The sequence below is a fragment of the Roseinatronobacter monicus genome (assembly GCF_006716865.1).
Classification (GTDB): Bacteria; Pseudomonadota; Alphaproteobacteria; order Rhodobacterales; family Rhodobacteraceae; genus Roseinatronobacter; species Roseinatronobacter monicus.
On record NZ_VFPT01000001.1, the window covers coordinates 3,553,877 to 3,571,552 of the forward strand.

Genomic DNA, 17,676 nt, shown 5'->3' on the forward strand with positions numbered 1-17,676 from the left:
ATCTGTAAAACTCGAAACGGAATAATAGCGTGGATTTTGGGTGCAAAAAAACGTGAAATGTAAGCAAAATTGGTGGCCGTGCGCGCCGAATACAACATCAGCCGCGCTGACTGCCCTATTGCTGTCTGGCATTCCTGCACAAGCATTCGATGCGCTTGAAATTACATTTCAAGGCGAAGATAGCGCACTGGAAACCGCGCTGCGGCGATCTTCTTTGTTGCAATCTGCGCGAGATGAAGGGGTAGAAGACCCTTTTGAAGTGTTCGCAATAGCACGCGCTGAATATGGCCAGTTGATCGGCACATTTTACGAGGCCGGATTTTACGCGCCGCAGATTTCCGTGCGCATTGACGGGCGCGAGGCGGCGGATATTTCGCCCTTGAACCCACCCGCCACGATTGGCCGGATTGACCTGATCCTGACCGAAGGGCCGGCTTTTGTCTTTGGTCAGGCGCAGCTTGGCCCCTTGGCGCGCGACACGGAACTGTCTGATGACTTCGCGTCAGGGCAGCCCGCGCGCAGCACAGTGATCCGCGATGCCACCACAGATGCCGTGGATGGCTGGCGCGAGCTTGGCCACGCGAAAGCTGAACCGACAGACCAGCAGATCACCGCGCGCCACCCGCCGGGCGCGCTGGATGTCGCTGTGCAGATCACGCCCGGCCCGCGCCTGCGTTTTGGCCAGTTGCGCCCCGATGGCCAGCGCCGCACCCGTCCGGCGCGGATCGTCAAGATTGCAGGCTTGCCCACGGGCGAAGTTTTCTCACCTCGGGATGTGCAGCGCGCGGCAGAGCGGTTGCGCCGGACAGGCACTTTTGCCTCAGTCGCATTGCGAGAGGCGGATGAGGCCAACCCCGATGGCACGCTGGATATTGACGCCTCTGTGGTCGAGGCACCCTTGCGCCGGATTGGGGCCGGGGTGGAATTTGATACCGAAGCAGGCGGTAAACTCAGCGCGTTCTGGTTGCACCGCAACCTGTTCGGCGGGGCAGAGCGGTTTCGCATTGAAGGCATGGTTGGCGGGCTTGGGGCGCGCAGTGGCAAGCTGGACTACCGCCTTGGCGTAGAATTTTCGCGCCCAGCCACCTTCACCCCTGATACGACGTTGAATATCGGCGCCTTTGTCGAGACGGAGCGCGAATCCGACTTTGAAGCACAGCGTGCACGCCTCGATATCGGGTTGGTGCACCGCTTTAGCGACGAGTTGACCTTTGGGGCCGGTATCGCGGCATTGCTGGAACGCGCAGATGTAGGGCCAAACCTGCAAACCCAGAGGAATTACCAACTGTTGCTGTTGCCGCTAGACGTAACGTGGGACCGACGCGACAGCGAGCGCGCGCCGACACGCGGTTTTTATGCGCGTGGCGAAGCAATGCCATTTTTTGGTCTGCGCGACAGCGATAGTGGCGCTCGGGTCTATGCGGATTTGCGCGGATACCGCGCCTTCGGGCAGGATGACGGCATAGTTCTTGCTGGTCGCGCGCAAGCGGGTGCTGTGTTCGGCGCTGATCTGGATGGCACGCCGCGCGATTTGCTGTTTTATTCGGGTGGCGGTGGAAGTGTCCGCGGTCAGCCCTTCCGGTCGCTTGGTGTGACCCGCGGTGGCGTCAGGTCTGGCGGTCAGGGCTTTGCTGCGCTGTCGGCAGAGGTGCGCGTGCGTGCCACAGATACAATCGGCGTGGTTGGATTTGCCGATGCCGGCTATGTGTCGGAAGGCGCGTTTTCCGGCAGCTCCGACTGGCACGCGGGCGCAGGGATCGGGCTGCGCTATGACACTGTGGTGGGGCCAATACGCGTTGATGTCGGCTATCCTGTCGCGGGCGATACCGGACGCGGATTCCAGCTGTATCTGGGCATTGGGCAGGCGTTTTGATGAAAATCATCCGGCCCCTCATTCAATGGTTCTTTTGCGCCACATTGATCGTGACGCCTGTCGCAATGGCGCAGGAAACCGAACCCGAGGCTGAAGGCGAAAGCGTGACGGAAACGCTGCTGCCGCGCGCGGGCGAAAGTGATGTCGGCTATCTGACCCGTCTGTTGCAGGACGGGCTGTCCGAAAGTGGCCGCGATGTGCGCATCGGGGGCTTTAGTGGCGCATTGTCATCGCGTGCAACATTCGATGAGTTGAGCATTGAAGATGACGAAGGTGTCTGGCTGCTGGTCGAAGGGGCGGCACTGCAATGGAACCGCTCGGCCCTATTCCAGCGCCGTATAGAGATTGGCGAAATCTCTGCCGAACGTGTGACGATATTGCGCGCGCCTGTGGGCGACGACAGCGAAGGGGGCGAGCTGTTCACCCTGCCTGATTTCGAGTTGCCGGAACTGCCACTCTCTGTCCAACTGGACCAGATGCAGATCGGTGAGGTTATCTTGGGCGAGGCGCTGTTCGGGCAGGAGTTGCGCGCAAGCGTGCGCGGGTCTGCCTCGCTGGCCGATGGCGAAGGCAATGCGCAATTGCAGATCGACCGGATTGACGATGTCGCAGGGCAGTTCCGCCTTGACGCTGCATTCTCGAACGAGACGCGCGTACTCAGTCTGGATCTGGCAATCGAGGAAGACGCGGGCGGGTTGGCTGTCACGATGCTGGACATTCCAGACAGCCCCTCTGCTGCGCTCACAGTTTTGGGCGAAGGCCCGATTGAGGATTTCGCCGCCGATATTACACTGGCGACCAATGGCGAACCTCGCGTCGAGGGGCAGTTCCAGTTGCAAACCGCCCAACCCGGTGTCGCGCAGGCCATCAGACTGGACCTTGCTGGCGATCTGCGCCCCTTGCTGCAAGAGGAATTCCACCCGTTTTTCGGCGAGAACAGCCGCCTGAACACGCGTGCCAGACGGTTTGACGATGGCAGCCTGTCGCTGGATGATCTGGATATCCGCACTGACAAGCTGGGATTGCGCGGGCGTATGCGACTGGGCACCGAGAATTTGCCCGAACTGATCGACCTGCGCGGCGAAGTCTTGTCGCGCGACGGCTCGCGCGTGGTGCTGCCTGTCGGGGGCGGGGAAACCAGTATCGAGTCGGCAGAATTACGGCTGGCATTCGACGCATCCGAGAATGAAGACTGGGAGTTGGTGCTGGACCTGCTGGGCTATGACGATGGGGATTTCAAGGTTGAAAGCCTGTTCATAAACGGCCTTGGGCGGATCACCTCGGACGGTTTTGGCGAGAATATTGACGTGGTCGATGCGCTGATCGATTTCACCGCCTTGGGGCTGGAGGCAACCGATCCGGGCTTGAACGAAGCGCTTGGGCCGTCTGTTTCTGGTTCGTTGGCGATGATCTGGCGCGAAGACAGACCCTTGCTGTTGCCTGGCTTTCAGCTTGAGGGCCGCGATTACGCCTTGAACGGGCGCGCGCGGCTGGATGAGGGCGTGATTTTCGCCAATACCTTTGCGGAATTTCGGGATGTCGCGCGGCTGTCGACATTGGCGGGCCGACCGCTATCGGGCGGCGTGCAGGCGCAGGTCGATGCAACCATTGGGCCCGAACGCGACCGCTTTCTTGTCGCAGCCCAAATCACCGGCCAGAACCTGACACTGGATCAGACCGAGCTGGACCTGCTGCTGGCCGGCGAAAGTCAGATCACAATCGATGCACATGGTGCCGACGGGCGCATCATCCTGCGCCAACTGGAAGCCACGGCCCGCACCCTGCGCGCCGATCTGCGCGGCGAGCTTTCAGACGATGACATAGAGTTGCGCGGCGAGATCGACTTTTCGGATCTGTCGGTTTTGGGTGATGCTTATGGCGGCGCGCTCGATGCACAGCTTGCCTTGCGCGGCCCGCGTGAGCGAGAGGCGTTGACCCTTGAAGCGGTCGCGCGCGACCTGACTGTCGGACAGGAAGATGCAAATCGTGCGTTGCGCGGGGAAACCCGCCTTGCACTGGAGGGGCAGCGCGATGGCGCGGCCATTGATCTGAGCAGTCTGCGGGTCAGCAACAGTGCCTTCACGCTGGATGCGGAAGGCCGCTATGAGGCGGGTGCCTCGCGGCTGGATGTGCGCAGCACCGTGCCCAATCTGGGCGCAATCCGACCCGGCCTTGGCGGGCGCATCGTCGCAGATGCAAGCCTGCGCGAAGACGGGGACGAGCGCCGCGTCACGCTGGAATCCACCGCCACAAACCTGCGCCTTGGTGCCGCGACGGCGGACAACCTGCTGGCAGGCACACACCAGTTGAATGCCAGCGTCGTGCAACGCCCCGACGAGGTGCTGCTCGAAACCCTGACGCTGACTGGCCCGCAGCTGAACGCGAATGTCACAGGCCGGATTGCCGACGGGCGGCCAGCGCTGGAACTTGATGCGCGGCTGAACAATCTGGCCGCTGTCGTTCCGGGGATCGAGGGGGCCGTATCGCTGTCAGGAACAGCCCGCGATACTGGCACCGGCTACGCGCTTGATATCGGGGTGTCTGGCCCAGCGGGCCTGACTGCGCAGATCGCGGGCGACATCTCGACCGAGTTGCAGGCCAACCTTGCAGTGCAGGGCAGCACCGATCTGGCGCTTATCAACCCAAGGCTAGAGCCGCGCTCGATCCAAGGGCCGGCCGAGTTCAATGTCACGTTGAATGGCCCGCTTGCATTATCGTCACTCAACGGCACGGCGCAGGCCAGCAATGTGACATTTGTCCTGCCGCAGCAAGGTATCCGTCTGGCAGATATTTCGGCGCAGGCGCAGATTACAGGCGGGCGCACTTCGGTCAATCTGGCGGGTCGGTCCGCGAATGGTGGCCAGATTTCAGTTGGTGGCGATATCGACCTTGCAACCCCGATCACAGGTGATCTGCGCGCGCGGCTGGATGCGTTCCGCCTGATTGATCCGCGCCTGTTTGAAACAGATGTATCAGGCGAGATCAGGATCACTGGCGAGTTGACACAGGGGCCATTGCTGTCGGGCAATTTGCAACTGGACCGCACAGAGTTGCGCATTCCGCGTGTTGGTCTGGCAGGGCGGGGCTATATTCCGCCCGATATCCGCCATGTGGGCGAAAGTGCCGGTGCGCGCCAGACGCGCGACCGTGCAGGTATATTCGCAGGTGAAACGCATGGCCGCGAACGCCGCCCCCCCTCGCTTGACATCAACATTGACGCGCCAAGCCGGATTTTCATTCGCGGGCGCGGGCTGGACGCGGAACTTGGCGGCAGTTTGCGGCTGACTGGAACCACCGCAGATGTCATTCCCATCGGACAATTCGGTCTGATCCGCGGCAGGCTGGACCTGCTGGGCAACCGCTTCACCCTGAATGAGGGCTTTGCCAGCCTGCAAGGCGATTTCGTGCCCTTCATCCGCCTGATCGCCTCGACCGAGCGCGACGGCGTGAATGCGCAAATCGTGTTGGAAGGGCGCGCAGATTCCCCCGAAATCCGGTTTGAATCGACCCTGCCTTTGCCCGAGGAAGAGATCGTCTCGCTGTTGCTGTTCGGACGCGGGTTTGAGACATTGTCTTTGTTTCAGGCCGCACAGCTTGCCTCGTCGCTGGCCACATTGTCAGGCCGCACCGACGGGATCATGGAGCGGTTGCGCCGCAATACCGGACTGGATGATCTGGATGTGCGCACCGATGAAGATGGCGAAACCTCTGTCCGGTTGGGAAGTTATCTGACCGAGAATATCTATACCGATGTCGAGGTTAGCCCGCAGGGCAGTGCGGAAGTGTCGATAAATATCGACCTTTCCCCTTCCGTGACCGCGCGCGGTCGCATAGACAATGAGGGCCGCGCGGGCGTGGGACTGTTTTTTGAGCGTGACTACTGACAGGAGACGCAGATGAGCGTTGATGCAACCTCTATCGCGGGTAAAACCGTGCTGATTACCGGTGCCAGCCGGGGCATAGGGCTGGAAGCGGCGCGCGCTTTTACCGCTGCCGGTGCCAAAGTTGGTATTGCGGCGCGCAGCGCAGACGCGCTGGAGGCCATCGCCGCTGAGACGGGTGCCGTGCCAATCGCCTGCGATGTCGCGGATTATGCCGCAGTAGAAGGGGCCGTTGCGCGTATGCAGGCCGAATTCGGGCGGCTGGATATTCTGATCAACAATGCAGGCGCGATTGACCCGATCGCGCTCTTGTCCAGTGTTGACCCTGCCGAATTCGGGCGGCTGATTGATATCAACCTGAAAGGTGTCCTGCATGGGCTGCGCGCGGCCTTGCCTGTGATGCAGGCGCAGGGCGTGGGCACGATTATCACAGTCGGGTCGGGTGCGGCGCATAACCCGCTCGAAGGCTGGGGTGCCTATTGCAGTTCCAAGGCTGGCGCATGGATGCTGACCCGCGTGGCCGATGTTGAAGCGCGCGGGCGCGGTGTGCGGGTCATGAGCCTGTCGCCCGGAACGGTTGCCACCGACATGCAGCGCACCATCAAGGCAAGCGGCGTGAATGCTGTCAGCCAATTGGATTGGGCGGCCCATGTTCCCGCTGATTGGCCCGCACAGGCGCTGCTCTGGATGTGCACGCCGGATGCGGATGACTGGATCGGGCGCGAGGTGTCCTTGCGCGATGAGACTATTCGCCGACGGCTGGGGCTTGCCGGATGATCCGGGTTGCGCAGGATGCTGGTGTCTGGACCCTGACACTGGACCGCCCCGACAAGGCAAATTCCCTGACAGCCCAAATGCTGCAAGACCTGTGCGACGCTGTTGATGCCGCCGTCAACGCCAAAGCCTGCGCCCTGATCCTGACTGGCGAAGGGCGCGTGTTCAGTGCCGGTGCCGATCTGGACGAAGCGCGCGCGGGCCTTGCCACCTCGCACCTGTGGGAAGACCTGTCGGGAGGCATCGCGCAGGCCGAGTGCCTGACCATTGCGGCGCTGAATGGCACGCTGGCGGGCGGTGCTTTCGGCATGGCGCTGGCGTGTGATCTGCGGGTTTGCGTGCCGGGGGCAAAATTCTTCTATCCGGTGATGAAACTGGGCTTTCTGCCCCAACCATCAGACCCCGGCAGGCTGGCCGCGCTGGTGGGGCCTGCGCGCGCCAAGATGATCCTGATGGCTGGTGCCCGTATTGAAGCGGAAGAGGCGCGCGACTGGGGGCTGGTGGACCATATCGTGCCCGTGGAAGAATTGATGCCTGCGGCACATGCACTCTGCGCGGATGCACTCACGGCGCGCCCGGAGCATGTGGCCGCGATCAAACGCCTCATCCCATGATTTTGCGCTTTGCCGCAAGCATTCCCGCAGCTAGAAGCTTTGGTATGACAGGCATCTTGCGATCATTTGCAGCCTTGGCGCTGGCTCTGGCCGTTGCTGTCTCCAGCATCGGCCATGCAGGCGCGCGCGCTCAGGCGCATGGGGCGCAGGCAATGGTCATCTGCACCGGGTCTGGTCTGGTGCGCATTGTGATGGACAGCGACGGCACGCCCGTCGAGCATACAATGCCCTGCCCTGATTACGTAATATCATTGGCCGCCATTCTGGCTGCACCCGATAGCACCGCAGGCGCAAACCTGAATCACCTTGCACATATGCCCGCGCAAGAGTCGCTTTGTCTGACTGGGGCCGCTGGGAAGTGGCATGACACCCGCGCGCCCCCCTCACGTGTCTGACGCGCAGTTGACACTCTCAATCAGACAAGGACATATCCTATGAAACGCACCATATTCCTCGCAGCCTGTGCTGCAATTTTCGCGCTGCCTGCTGTTGCCTGCGACGGCATCCATGTTGAAGACCCCTATGCCCGCGCCTCGACCGCGATGTCGCAATCCGGCGCGGCCTTTATGCGTCTTGTCAATCATGGCGATGCAGAGTGCCGCTTGATCGGCGCGCAGTCAGACGCGGCGCAGCGGGTCGAGTTGCACACCCATATCGAAGATGACGCCGGCGTCATGCGGATGATAGAGGTCACAGAAGGGTTTGTCATTCCTGCGCATGGCGAACATGCGCTGGATCGGGGCGGTGACCACCTCATGTTTCTGGGGCTGAACCAGACATTCGATCATGGCGATGACCTTCAGGTCACGCTGCGCTTTGAAGAGGGTGACGACATGCAGATCATCATCCCTGTGGATCTGGAGCGCGCGCCGGATCATGGCGCTTCTCATGGGCACAGCCACGATCACAGCCATTCGCACGACTGAGTCAACCCGAAGCAGGGCCGCATCTGCGGCCCTGCCAGACTAAAACATGGGGGACACATGACCCAAGCTGAACGCGTCGTTTTCGTCTGTCTGGGCAATATTTGCCGCTCGCCCACAGCGCATGGCATTTTCCGCGACAAGGCTGCGCAGGCCGGTCTGAATGTCGTGATAGACAGCGCCGGAACCGGGGATTGGCATATTGGCAGCGCCCCCGACAACCGTGCCGTGCGCGCGGCGCAGTCACGCGGGTATGACCTGTCTGACCTGCGCGCGCGCCAGTTTTCACCGGCTGATTTTACGGATTATGATCTGATCTTGGCGATGGACCGCGCCAATCTGCGTGCCATCGAGGCACAGCGCCCCAGCGGCAATGCAACCCCGGTCGCGCTGTTTCTGGACCTGATCGGCCAGCACGACAGCGATGTGCCCGACCCGTATCTGGATGGCGGGTTCGATCATGTGCTGGACCTGATCGAGCAGGGCACGGACATGCTCGTGTCCCGCATGAAAAAAGGGCAAGGCTGCACCCAGCACTTGCCCTTTTTGTAGCTGTAATTCCGTAAATTGGTCTTAGCGTCCCGCGCAGCTGCGCTCGGCGGCGTCGCCAAAGGCACGGTAGCGCGTCCAGAATGCATTGTCGCGGTCACTTTTCGACATGCGCACGTCCTGCGCAAGCTGTGGGTTGCGGAAGAATGTCGCGGCGCGGCGCTGTTCGGCGCGTGTCAGGGTGCTTTGTGCAACGGAATCAATGCAGCGGCACATTGCCCGTGTTGCTTGTGCGCGGTCAGAGCGCAGGCAAGCGGTTTCCAAAGGACCGGCGCTTGCGGGCGCCGGAACAAGGGGGGCGGCCAAGATGACCAGCATTGCTGCGAGAAGTGTTTGTTTCATTATGCCCTCTTCAGGTTTTTTGCATCCTGCCAAGTTGCACCCGGATCGTTGGTTGCCCGGAACATATAGTTTTGCAACAAGACTGCCTCGATGTATCGATGCGTGAACATAGCAGAAATACGCTATTCTTCACTAACAGATTCTGCACATTGGGGCGTTTTGCCTCAATCTGGCAACACCCTCGCGTAAATATTGCGGGGCCTGCCAGCAAGGCCACTAGGGGTGGGTTTCGTGATCCTGCGCGGTGTGGCCGATCTGCGAATAACACGGGCAGTCAGGCGGGTTAGCGCCACGAATCAATTCCGCCTAGTCCCGCCATTCGACCCCGGCGACGAAGTAATCCGACAACAACGCGAATCGACCAACAAAGGATTTTCGGGCACCCCTGAACGGCAGGTCGGCAAGCACCGCCCCCTCGAAGAAGTTGGTGTTCAGATCAATGTTCACCTCGGTGTCGTGATAGGTGATTGCGGTGCCGGTGATCTGGAACTGCGCCTTATAGACCGCTTCCTTGATGCATTTCATCAGCATGGCAAAATGCCCGCGTTGCGATGGCCCAAGGCTTGCAAGCCAGTGCATTTCGCGGATCGTGCAGATTTCGGGCCAACTGGACGATTCGAGCGCCGTGGCAGGCCCGATCTTCAGCCCTAGTGCCAGAATTTCGGGGTCATCCGATACGACGGCCAATGAATCGCGGCTGGAATGCGAGATTGACCCCGTTAGCCCCGGCGGCCAGACAGGCCCCTGCCCATCGCCCAGCAACACAGGGCGCGGCGCATGGCCAAGCTGTTCCATCGCGGCATGTGCAGCGGCACGACCGGCGCAAAATTCGCGCGCCCGCGCGGCCCCTTCCTGCTCGATCGCCAGAACTTCATCCCCGATCAGGCGTGACATGGGCGCGCGCGGATCAGCCCACGCCATTGCAACCCTGTCACCAAAGAGCGGGTTCGCAAATTCCGAGTATGCGAATCGTTGCAGCATCATGTCATGTCACCCCTTCAAGCCGTGGCGCCGCGCATGTCTGACACTTAGCCAATAGCCGGATCAGCACGCACCCTTTGACGGTATGCTTGGCATGCGATCAGGGAGAAAATGTGGCGCGCACCGGCCTTTTTTGGGCCTGATGCACGCAGGGCGGCGCTTCCGGTCGTCAGAAAAGCCCCCTTTCCGGCGCGTCACTCCGGCTGGTGCGACAGGTCCGCAGCTTCAATTAGCGCGCGTGCAAGTACAGCTTCATCACCGATATGATTGGCAAGAATCAGGATCAGCCGCGCGTTCAAGGCATCGCTTTCAGCTTTGGAAAGCCCATCATGCACGGCCATCAGATTGGCATAGAACCCATCCGGGTCTTGCAGATTGCGGTGCAGGTTCAGATCAGACATTTTGACCCCCTTGTGGCGTGGCAATGCTGCGCCGCAATGCACCCTCGACTGCGGCCGCGTTAAAGCGGGTCCAGCGCGCGGCGACATGATGGTCGGGGCGCACCAAATAGACGGCACCGGGATGGCCGCCCAGATAGCGCGCGGCCAGATCGGGATTGTCCTGCGCGCAAACCCGCAGCACTGTGACATCTAGCCCTGCCATGCGCAGCGTATCGGAGCAGGGTGTATCAATGGCCAGCAGGGTAAAGCCCGATCCAAGCGAGCCGAGCAACCAATCATCGCCCAACGGCGCGTCAGGCAGGGGTGCGCCGGGTCTGGCGCGCATTGGCAGGTCTGCGTCATCATCCGTGTTCAGGGGGCCGTCATCATACATGCACGGAACTGACAAGCGCCCTGAATTGACCAGCGGGCGCGCAAAATCATGGCGCGCGGCCAGATCCAGCACCGCATTGCGAAACACGCGGCTGATCTCGGATTTGGGGGTGATGAATTCGGTCGCGCGGGTGGAATTCATGATGTTTTCATCCGCGCCATAGACGCGTTCCCAATCATAGCTGTCCAGCAAACGCTCTGACGCGCGCCCTTCCAGCACCAGCGCCAGCTTCCAGCACAGATTGTCGGTATCCTGAAGGCCGGAATTGGCCCCGCGCGCCCCAAAGGGTGACACCTGATGCGCCGCATCGCCTGCAAAGATCACGCGACCATGGCGAAACTTCGCCATACGGCGGCACTGGAATGTATAGATCGAGACCCACTCCAGCTCGAACTCCACATCCTCGCCCAGCATCGCTTTCAGGCGTGTGATCACGCGGTCGGGTTGTTTTTCGGCCTCTCGGTCAATGTCCCAGCCCAGTTGCAGGTCAATCCGCCAGACATTGTCGGGCTGGCGGTGCAGCAGGGCGGATTGGCCGCGATTGAAGGGGGGGTCGAACCAGAACCAGCGTTCGGTCGGGAAATCGGCTTTCATGACCACATCGGCAATCAGGAAATTATCCTCGAACACGCGGCCAACGAAATCCAGCCCCATCATGCGCCGCGTGGGGGAATTGGCACCATCGCAGGCAATCAGCCACTCGGCTTGCAATTCATAAGGGCCTTCGGGGGTTTCAATCTCTAGCCGGACATGGTCGGAATGGCGGCCAATCGCCTCGACCCGGTTGCGGCCGCGTATCTCGATGGGCTTTCCTTCTGCCGCCAATGCCTGCACGCGTTCGACCAGAAACTGTTCCAGATAGTATTGTTGCAGATTGATAAAGGCGGGGCGGTGGTGGCCCTCTTCGGGCAGCAGGTTGAATTGAAAAATGTCGCGCTCGTCAAAAAAGACCCGGCCCTTGTTCCATGTCACACCCTTCTCGACCGCGACATCGCCGCACCCCAGACGATCCAGAATTTCCAGCGTGCGCTTGGCAAAGCAGATCGCGCGAGAGCCGGAACTGACGCGGTCATTCTCATCCAGCACCACAACCGCCACGCCGCGTTGCGCCAGATCAATTGCCGCCGCCAGCCCGACAGGCCCCGCGCCCAGAATGACGACCTTGTGGCGCGGCGGTGTGGCGGCGTCCTGATCGGGGTGGCGCGCATAGGGGTAAAGCGGGGTGTCGAAAACCTTGGTCATGATCCCTCTCTGTCAAATATGGCTCAAGTGAACATGGACAGCGCAGGCGGGACAATGACTCAGGTCAAGCCCCGCGCGGGTGCATCAGTCCTGAAGTGCTTGCCACATCTCCAGATCGCGCGCGGCGGTCCAGATGCGGGGGGTGTCGATGCCGCGCGCTTCGTCATAGGCGCGCGCGACATTGAAGGGCAGGCAATGCTCGTAAATCGCATAATCCGCGAATTTCGGGTCACATTCGGCGCGCACAGCGTTCCATGCGTCTTTCAGACTGCCGCCCCGCGCGGCCACTTTCGCAGCAGGCGCATAGGTCGAGGCGACAAAATCGCGCGTGTTCTCGATGGCTGTATCGACCATGTCGCGGCCCATCAGTGCGTCACCGCGCCCCGGTGCAATGGCATCCACGCCATAACCCTTGATCGCGTCAAGCGTATTACCCCAGTCGTTGAAATGCCCGTCGCCGCAATAGCAGGCGGAATGATACTCGACGATATCGCCTGTAAACATGACATTTTCATCCGGCACATGGATGGAGATATCGCCCGCCGTATGTGCGCGGCCCAGATGCATCAGGTCCACGCGGCGATTGCCCAGATAGACGCTCATCCGGTTTCGAAAGGTGGTGGTGGGCCATGTCAGGCCCGGAATGCTCTCATGCCCCTGAAACAGGCGAGGAAAGCGCTGGAATTCGCTGTCCCAGTCTTCTTGCCCGCGTTCCACGACCATCGCGCGCGCAGCGTCAGACATCAGGATTTGCGGGGCGTCATAGGCGGACGCGCCCAGCACACGCACCGCGTGATAATGGGTCAGCGCCAGATGGCTGATCGGCTTGTCGGTGACGGTGCGAATGCAGTCAATCACCTTTTGCGCAAGGCGCGGTGTGGCCTGCGCCTCAATCACCATGACGCTGTCATCGCCGATGATAACGCCGGAATTTGGATCACCTTCGGCGGTGAAGGCATACAGCCCGCGCCCGATTTCGGTGAAGCTGGTCTTCTTCTCGGTCATATCGCCTTGAGAGGCAAAAGCTTTGGCCATGGATCTTTCCTTCGTCTGTTGCGCCGGGTTGAGAGGGCGGATGCCTCCGGCGGGAGTATTTGGAGCAAGAAAATGTCAGCGTGCGTAGGGGTCTGGCAGGGCGGGCAGGAGGGTGCCTGCGCATGTGCCAAAGCCGATGCGGTAGCCATCGCCTTGTGCGCCACCATGTAGGGTGATCGTGTCGCCATCTTCCAGAAAACTGCGGGTGATGCCGCCGGTCTGGAGCGGTTCCTTGCCGCCCCAGCTAAGTTCCAGCAGGCTGCCACGGCTGTCTTTGGTAGGGCCGGAAATGGTGCCAGAGCCGAGCAGGTCGCCCACGCGCATCGGGCAGCCGCTGGTGGTGTGATGGGCGAGTTGTTGGGCGCTGGAATAATACATCTCGCGGTAATTGGTGCGTGCAATGGTCACGGGCTGGCCGTCTTGTGGCGTCAGATCGACATGCAGGGCGATGTCATAAAGCATCGGGCCGCGCTCTTGCAGATGGGGCAAGAGCGGCACTTCGCGCGTGGGGGTGCGAAAGGGGGCGAGTGCTGCGCTCATGACAATCCACGGGCTGACACTGGTGGCGGTCGCCTTGGACTGAAACGGGCCAAGGGGCTGATACTCCCACGCCTGAATGTCGCGCGCTGACCAGTCGTTGAGCAGCACATAGCCAAAGATCATCTGGTCCGCATCGGCCACCGTGACCGGCCCGTCCGAGGGTTGGCCGACAATCGCGCCCAGTTCCAGCTCCAGATCGAAGCGGGCAGAGGGGGCGAAGCGGGGCTGCGCGTCATCCGGCCCTTTCACTTGCCCCCAAGGGCGGCGGACCGGCGTGCCAGACACGACCACAGAAGAGGCGCGGCCATTATAGCCAATCGGAATATGCAGCCAGTTCGGGGGGAGCGCGTTTTCGGCCCCGCGAAACATGGTGCCGACATTGGTGGCATGGTGGCGACTTGCGTAGAAATCGGTAAATTCGGCAACCGTGAAGGGCATGTGCATCTGCGCCCCGTCGATCGGGTGCAGGAAGGGGGCGACGCGGTCCTGCGCTGGCGCGCCTTCGCGCAGCAGCGCGGTCAGCTGTGCGCGCAGTGCGGCCCATGCCTTTGGGCCAAGGCCCATCAGCTTGTTCCAGCCGGGGTGATCGAGCACGAGGGTGGCATTCAACTCAAGCAACCCGGCTTGTTCAAGCCCGGTTGCGTCTAGGATCTGATCGCCAATCGCCACACCGCATCGGGGCGCGCCATTTGCCGTGAAAACGCCCAAGGGCAGGTTGTTCAGGGGAAAGCCCCCGTCAGGCCGGTTTGCACTGTCAAGCCAAGCGCGGATCAAAGGCATTCCATGCTCCTTTCAGGGTCGAAGGTGCAGCCCCTCGCTGCGTCATCGCGGTGCGCAAGGGAACCGGGACCGGCCTTGCGCGGTTGTTCAACATACCCACCACACCCGCGAGGAGCACATCATGCCCACCCCGATTGAAACATTCTCGACCCTTTACACGACTGTTATTGATGCCGTGAAAGGCTATGACGACGCCGCAGAAATTGCCAAACGCGATCAGGTTGGCACATTGTGCGCCGAGCTGAAGCGCACGCATATGACTCATGCGCATGACATTGCTGGCCTTTTGCTGGAGCGCGGAGAGCGGCCAGATGCCGACGGATCTTATATGAGTGTCGTGCACAAGATCGTGCTGAACGCACGGTTCATGATTACGGCGGATGAAGAAAGCCTGTTGCCCGGCCTGCGCGACGGCGAAAAGCGCCTGCTTGAAACCTATGACGACACGTTGCGCGAGGTTGAGATTGCGAAAGATGCCTTCAAGGCTGCCGAAATAAAGCTGCTGAAAGACCAGCGCCAGGCGGTTCTGGGCAATCTTGGCAAGATTGATGCACAGATGCAGGCAGCGGCCTGACGTGGCAGCACCGTCACGCGGGCCAACCGCGTATGCGAGAGGCGTGCAGGGGGTCACTTGACCCCCGGTGTGCCGTCAAATTTCTTCTCAAGGCTGTCCCAGCAGTCGATGTAATCATCCTGAAGCGGTGCCTCATTCGCGGCAAATGGTGTCAAATGCTGCGGGAAGCGCGTCTCGAACATGAACGACATGGTATTGTCCAGTTTTTCAGCCTTCAGATCGGCATTTGACGCGCCCTCGAAGGCGGTTTTGTCCGGCCCGTGTGGCAGCATCATATTGTGCAGCGACATGCCGCCGGGAACAAAGCCTTGCGGCTTGGCGTCATACTGGCCGTAAATATTGCCCATCAACTCGGACATGATGTTCTTGTGATACCACGGCGGGCGGAAGGTGTTTTCGGCCACCATCCAGCGTTCGCGGAACAGCACAAAGTCGATATTCGCCGTGCCCGGCACGCCGGATGGGGCTGTCAGAACTGTAAAGATTGACGGGTCCGGGTGGTCGAACAGGATCGCCCCCACCGGGCAATAAGTGCGCAGGTCGTATTTTACCGGCGCGTAATTGCCGTGCCATGCGACCACATCCAGCGGTGAATGCCCGATCTCGCAGTGATGAAACTGGCCGCACCATTTGATCGTCAGGGTGGACGGTGTTTCGCGGTCTTCAAACGCGGCCACAGGTGTTTTGAAATCACGCCGGTTCGCCATGCAATTCGCGCCAATCGGCCCACGGCCCGGCAATTCGAATTTCTGGCCGTAATTCTCGCAGACAAACCCGCGGCAGGGGCCATCCAGAACCTCGACCCGGTAGACCAGCCCGCGCGGGATGATGGCGATTTCCATCGGCTCCAGATCAATCACACCCAGTTCGGTGCAAAAGCGCAAACGCCCCTCTTGCGGGACGATCAGCACTTCGCTGTCGGCAGAGTAGAAGTATTCATCCACCATCGATGTGGTGACCAGATAGATATGGGTCGCCATGCCCACCTGTGTGTTCACATCACCCGCCGTGGTCATGGTGCGCATACCGGTCAGCCATGTCAGCGCTTGGTCGCCATGCGGCACAGGGTTCCAGCGATACTGGCCAAGGCTGATGACATCGGGGTCAATGCAGGGCGCGGATTTCCAATAGGGCAGTTCAAGCTTCGCATAGCGCCCCGAATGCTTGACCGAGGGGCGGATGCGGTAGCACCATGTGCGCTCGTTCTGGTGGCTGGGCGCGGTAAAAGCCGTGCCAGAGAGTTGCTCGCCATACAGGCCATAATTGCATTTCTGCGGGCTGTTCATACCTTGGGGCAAGGCGTCAGGCAGGGCCTCCGTCTCAAAGTCATTGCCGAAACCGGGCATATACCCTTCGTTTGGGCCGGTATGCGATGGCGCGCGGACCATCCCCTGCGGCAGATCATGGCGTGTCATGGCAGCCCCCTTTGGTGGATTAATGATCGCTTTCCCCTCTTATTGGTTGCATTTGCAACCATGTCAAGGTTAGCGTGGACAGATCGGGCAGAAAGGGAGGCGGGCATGATCCGGCTATATGACTATTGGCGGTCATCCTCATCATACCGCGTGCGGATCGGGCTGAACCTGCTGGGGCTGGCATATGAGCGCGTGCAGGTTGATCTGGGCACCAACGAGCAGGCCGCAGTTGAAAATCTAGCCCGCAACCCGCAAGGCATTGTTCCCACACTGGAAATTGACAGCCACCAACTGACGCAATCGCTGGCGATACTGGAATATCTGGATGAGGTATATGCCGCCGGATGGCTGCCTGACCCCGCGCTGGCCCGTGCGCGGGTTCGGGCCTTGGCGATGGCCGTTGCGATGGAGATACAACCGGTCTGCAATCTGCGCGTCGCCCAAGAGGCCGTTGCCGCCTCAGGTGGCACCCATGCGCTGGAAGGCTGGATGCGCGACCATATCGGCCCCGGATTGGCCGCAGTTGAAAAGATGCTGGACCATCCGCAGACTGGCCGGTTCTGTCATGGAAACACGGTGTCGCTGGCGGATATTTGTCTGCTGCCGCAGGTCTATAACGCGCGGCGCTGGGGGGTGGACATGGCGCCACTGCCCCGAATACGCGCGGTTGAGAAGGCGATGCTCGCGCTGGACGCAGTACAGGCGGCCCACCCTGACACTTTGGCCCCCTGATCAGCGGCGGCGGGCGTCAGCCTCGGCGGAAATATTGAACAGCCGCGCGGACAAGGTGCCGCCAAACTGCATATTGCCCAAGATTACCGTGGTTTCAGCGCCCGTATCGTCGCGGATAACCCATTGGCGCAACTCGGTCGGATTGGCCGAGAACACCAACCGGATAGAGCCGTATTGCGGATTCTCCGGGTCTTGCGCAACGACACTGGTTGTGTCGCCGTCATGCGAGTGGCCTACGACCATGTTCCGGTTTTCAAAATCGACATTCTGTTCCAGTATCAGGTTCAGCGGTGTCTGCCGAAGCGGGTACTGGTTTGGCCCTTGATTGGACCGGCCATCGAAAATTGCGACCTGTCCGCCGCCTGCCATGACCAGCGACTGCTCTGGCGGGTCATATTCAAACCGCACGCGACCGGGGCGGCGGATGAAAATGCGGCCAGTGGCAATGCTGCCATCCGGGTTGATCTGGGTGAAATCGCCCTGCGCGTTCGAGAAACCGTTAAAATAACGCGATATCTCGGACAGTGGGATTGCCTGCCCGAAAGCAGGTGCAGCCAGCGCCAGCGCAGGCAAGGACAAAAGAAGGGAACGGCGTGTGATACTCATACGCACTAGATAGATGTTTTTCTGCGCCACGGAAGCCTTGA

The 17,676-nt window shown here is 60.8% G+C and carries 17 protein-coding genes; 9 read left to right on the forward strand and 8 right to left on the reverse strand.

Annotation, left to right across the window (positions count from 1 at the left end; genetic code table 11):
* Positions 1–52 precede the first annotated feature (52 nt).
* Genes BD293_RS16890 through BD293_RS16920 form a run of 7 tightly spaced genes read left to right on the forward strand, consistent with a single transcriptional unit; the run spans position 53 to position 8,617 of the window.
* Entirely contained in the window at positions 53–1,873 is a 1,821-nt protein-coding gene (locus BD293_RS16890) for an autotransporter assembly complex protein TamA (protein ID WP_142083777.1), read from the forward strand.
* Positions 1,873–5,757 carry a translocation/assembly module TamB domain-containing protein gene (locus tag BD293_RS16895; RefSeq protein ID WP_142083786.1) on the forward strand — a complete coding sequence of 1,295 codons (3,885 nt, stop codon included), beginning with the start codon at positions 1,873–1,875 and terminating at the stop codon, positions 5,755–5,757. The genes BD293_RS16890 and BD293_RS16895 overlap by 1 nt, the downstream gene beginning before the upstream one ends.
* Positions 5,758–5,769: 12 nt before the next feature.
* The gene (locus tag BD293_RS16900; RefSeq protein ID WP_142083788.1) at positions 5,770–6,531 is read left to right on the forward strand and encodes an SDR family oxidoreductase; all 762 of its coding nucleotides are present in this window, start codon (positions 5,770–5,772) and stop codon (positions 6,529–6,531) included.
* Entirely contained in the window at positions 6,528–7,142 is a 615-nt protein-coding gene (locus tag BD293_RS16905; RefSeq protein ID WP_142083790.1) for an enoyl-CoA hydratase/isomerase family protein, read from the forward strand. The genes BD293_RS16900 and BD293_RS16905 overlap by 4 nt, the downstream gene beginning before the upstream one ends.
* A gap of 44 nt (positions 7,143–7,186) precedes the next feature.
* Entirely contained in the window at positions 7,187–7,537 is a 351-nt protein-coding gene (locus BD293_RS16910; protein WP_142083792.1) for a hypothetical protein, read from the forward strand.
* Positions 7,538–7,576: 39 nt separating this feature from the next.
* Positions 7,577–8,068 carry a copper chaperone PCu(A)C gene (locus tag BD293_RS16915; protein ID WP_142083794.1) on the forward strand — a complete coding sequence of 164 codons (492 nt, stop codon included), beginning with the start codon at positions 7,577–7,579 and terminating at the stop codon, positions 8,066–8,068.
* A gap of 57 nt (positions 8,069–8,125) precedes the next feature.
* Positions 8,126–8,617 (forward strand): low molecular weight protein-tyrosine-phosphatase, encoded by a 492-nt coding sequence (locus BD293_RS16920; protein ID WP_142083796.1) that lies wholly within the window; start codon positions 8,126–8,128, stop codon positions 8,615–8,617.
* Between the two features lie 21 nt (positions 8,618–8,638).
* Here the strand turns inward: BD293_RS16920 and BD293_RS16925 are convergent, their stop codons facing one another.
* The 6 genes from BD293_RS16925 to fahA all read right to left on the reverse strand — a co-directional run bounded on the left by BD293_RS16925 (position 8,639) and on the right by fahA (position 14,308).
* The gene (locus BD293_RS16925; protein ID WP_142083798.1) at positions 8,639–8,956 is read right to left on the reverse strand and encodes a hypothetical protein; all 318 of its coding nucleotides are present in this window, start codon (positions 8,954–8,956) and stop codon (positions 8,639–8,641) included.
* Between the two features lie 306 nt (positions 8,957–9,262).
* Positions 9,263–9,940 (reverse strand): 4'-phosphopantetheinyl transferase family protein, encoded by a 678-nt coding sequence (locus BD293_RS16930; RefSeq protein ID WP_142083800.1) that lies wholly within the window; start codon positions 9,938–9,940, stop codon positions 9,263–9,265.
* A 191-nt stretch (positions 9,941–10,131) separates the two neighbouring features.
* A complete protein-coding gene (locus tag BD293_RS16935; protein WP_142083802.1) occupies positions 10,132–10,338 on the reverse strand; it encodes a DUF2783 domain-containing protein in 207 nt (68 codons plus the stop codon).
* Positions 10,331–11,953: an FAD-dependent oxidoreductase gene (locus BD293_RS16940; RefSeq protein WP_142083805.1), complete on the reverse strand. Its 1,623-nt coding sequence runs from the start codon at positions 11,951–11,953 to the stop codon at positions 10,331–10,333. The genes BD293_RS16935 and BD293_RS16940 overlap by 8 nt, the downstream gene beginning before the upstream one ends.
* Before the next feature lie 84 nt (positions 11,954–12,037).
* A complete protein-coding gene (locus BD293_RS16945) occupies positions 12,038–12,988 on the reverse strand; it encodes an MBL fold metallo-hydrolase (protein WP_142083808.1) in 951 nt (316 codons plus the stop codon).
* A gap of 75 nt (positions 12,989–13,063) precedes the next feature.
* Positions 13,064–14,308 carry a fumarylacetoacetase gene (fahA, locus tag BD293_RS16950; RefSeq protein WP_142083811.1) on the reverse strand — a complete coding sequence of 415 codons (1,245 nt, stop codon included), beginning with the start codon at positions 14,306–14,308 and terminating at the stop codon, positions 13,064–13,066.
* 121 nt (positions 14,309–14,429) lie between these two features.
* Between fahA and BD293_RS16955 the strand changes: the two genes are divergently transcribed.
* On the forward strand, positions 14,430–14,882 hold the full coding sequence (locus tag BD293_RS16955) for a DUF2383 domain-containing protein (protein WP_142083814.1): 453 nt from the start codon (positions 14,430–14,432) through the stop codon (positions 14,880–14,882).
* Positions 14,883–14,935: 53 nt separating this feature from the next.
* Here BD293_RS16955 and hmgA read toward each other — a convergent pair whose 3' ends face one another.
* Entirely contained in the window at positions 14,936–16,297 is a 1,362-nt protein-coding gene (gene hmgA / locus BD293_RS16960) for a homogentisate 1,2-dioxygenase (protein ID WP_142083816.1), read from the reverse strand.
* Positions 16,298–16,402: 105 nt separating this feature from the next.
* Here hmgA and maiA point away from each other — a divergent pair, with 105 nt between their 5' ends.
* Positions 16,403–17,029 (forward strand): maleylacetoacetate isomerase, encoded by a 627-nt coding sequence (maiA, locus tag BD293_RS16965; protein WP_142083819.1) that lies wholly within the window; start codon positions 16,403–16,405, stop codon positions 17,027–17,029.
* On the opposite strand, the gene BD293_RS16970 is transcribed toward maiA, so the two are convergent.
* Positions 17,030–17,635 (reverse strand): LolA family protein, encoded by a 606-nt coding sequence (locus tag BD293_RS16970; protein WP_142084701.1) that lies wholly within the window; start codon positions 17,633–17,635, stop codon positions 17,030–17,032.
* Between the last annotated feature and the right edge of the window lie 41 nt (positions 17,636–17,676).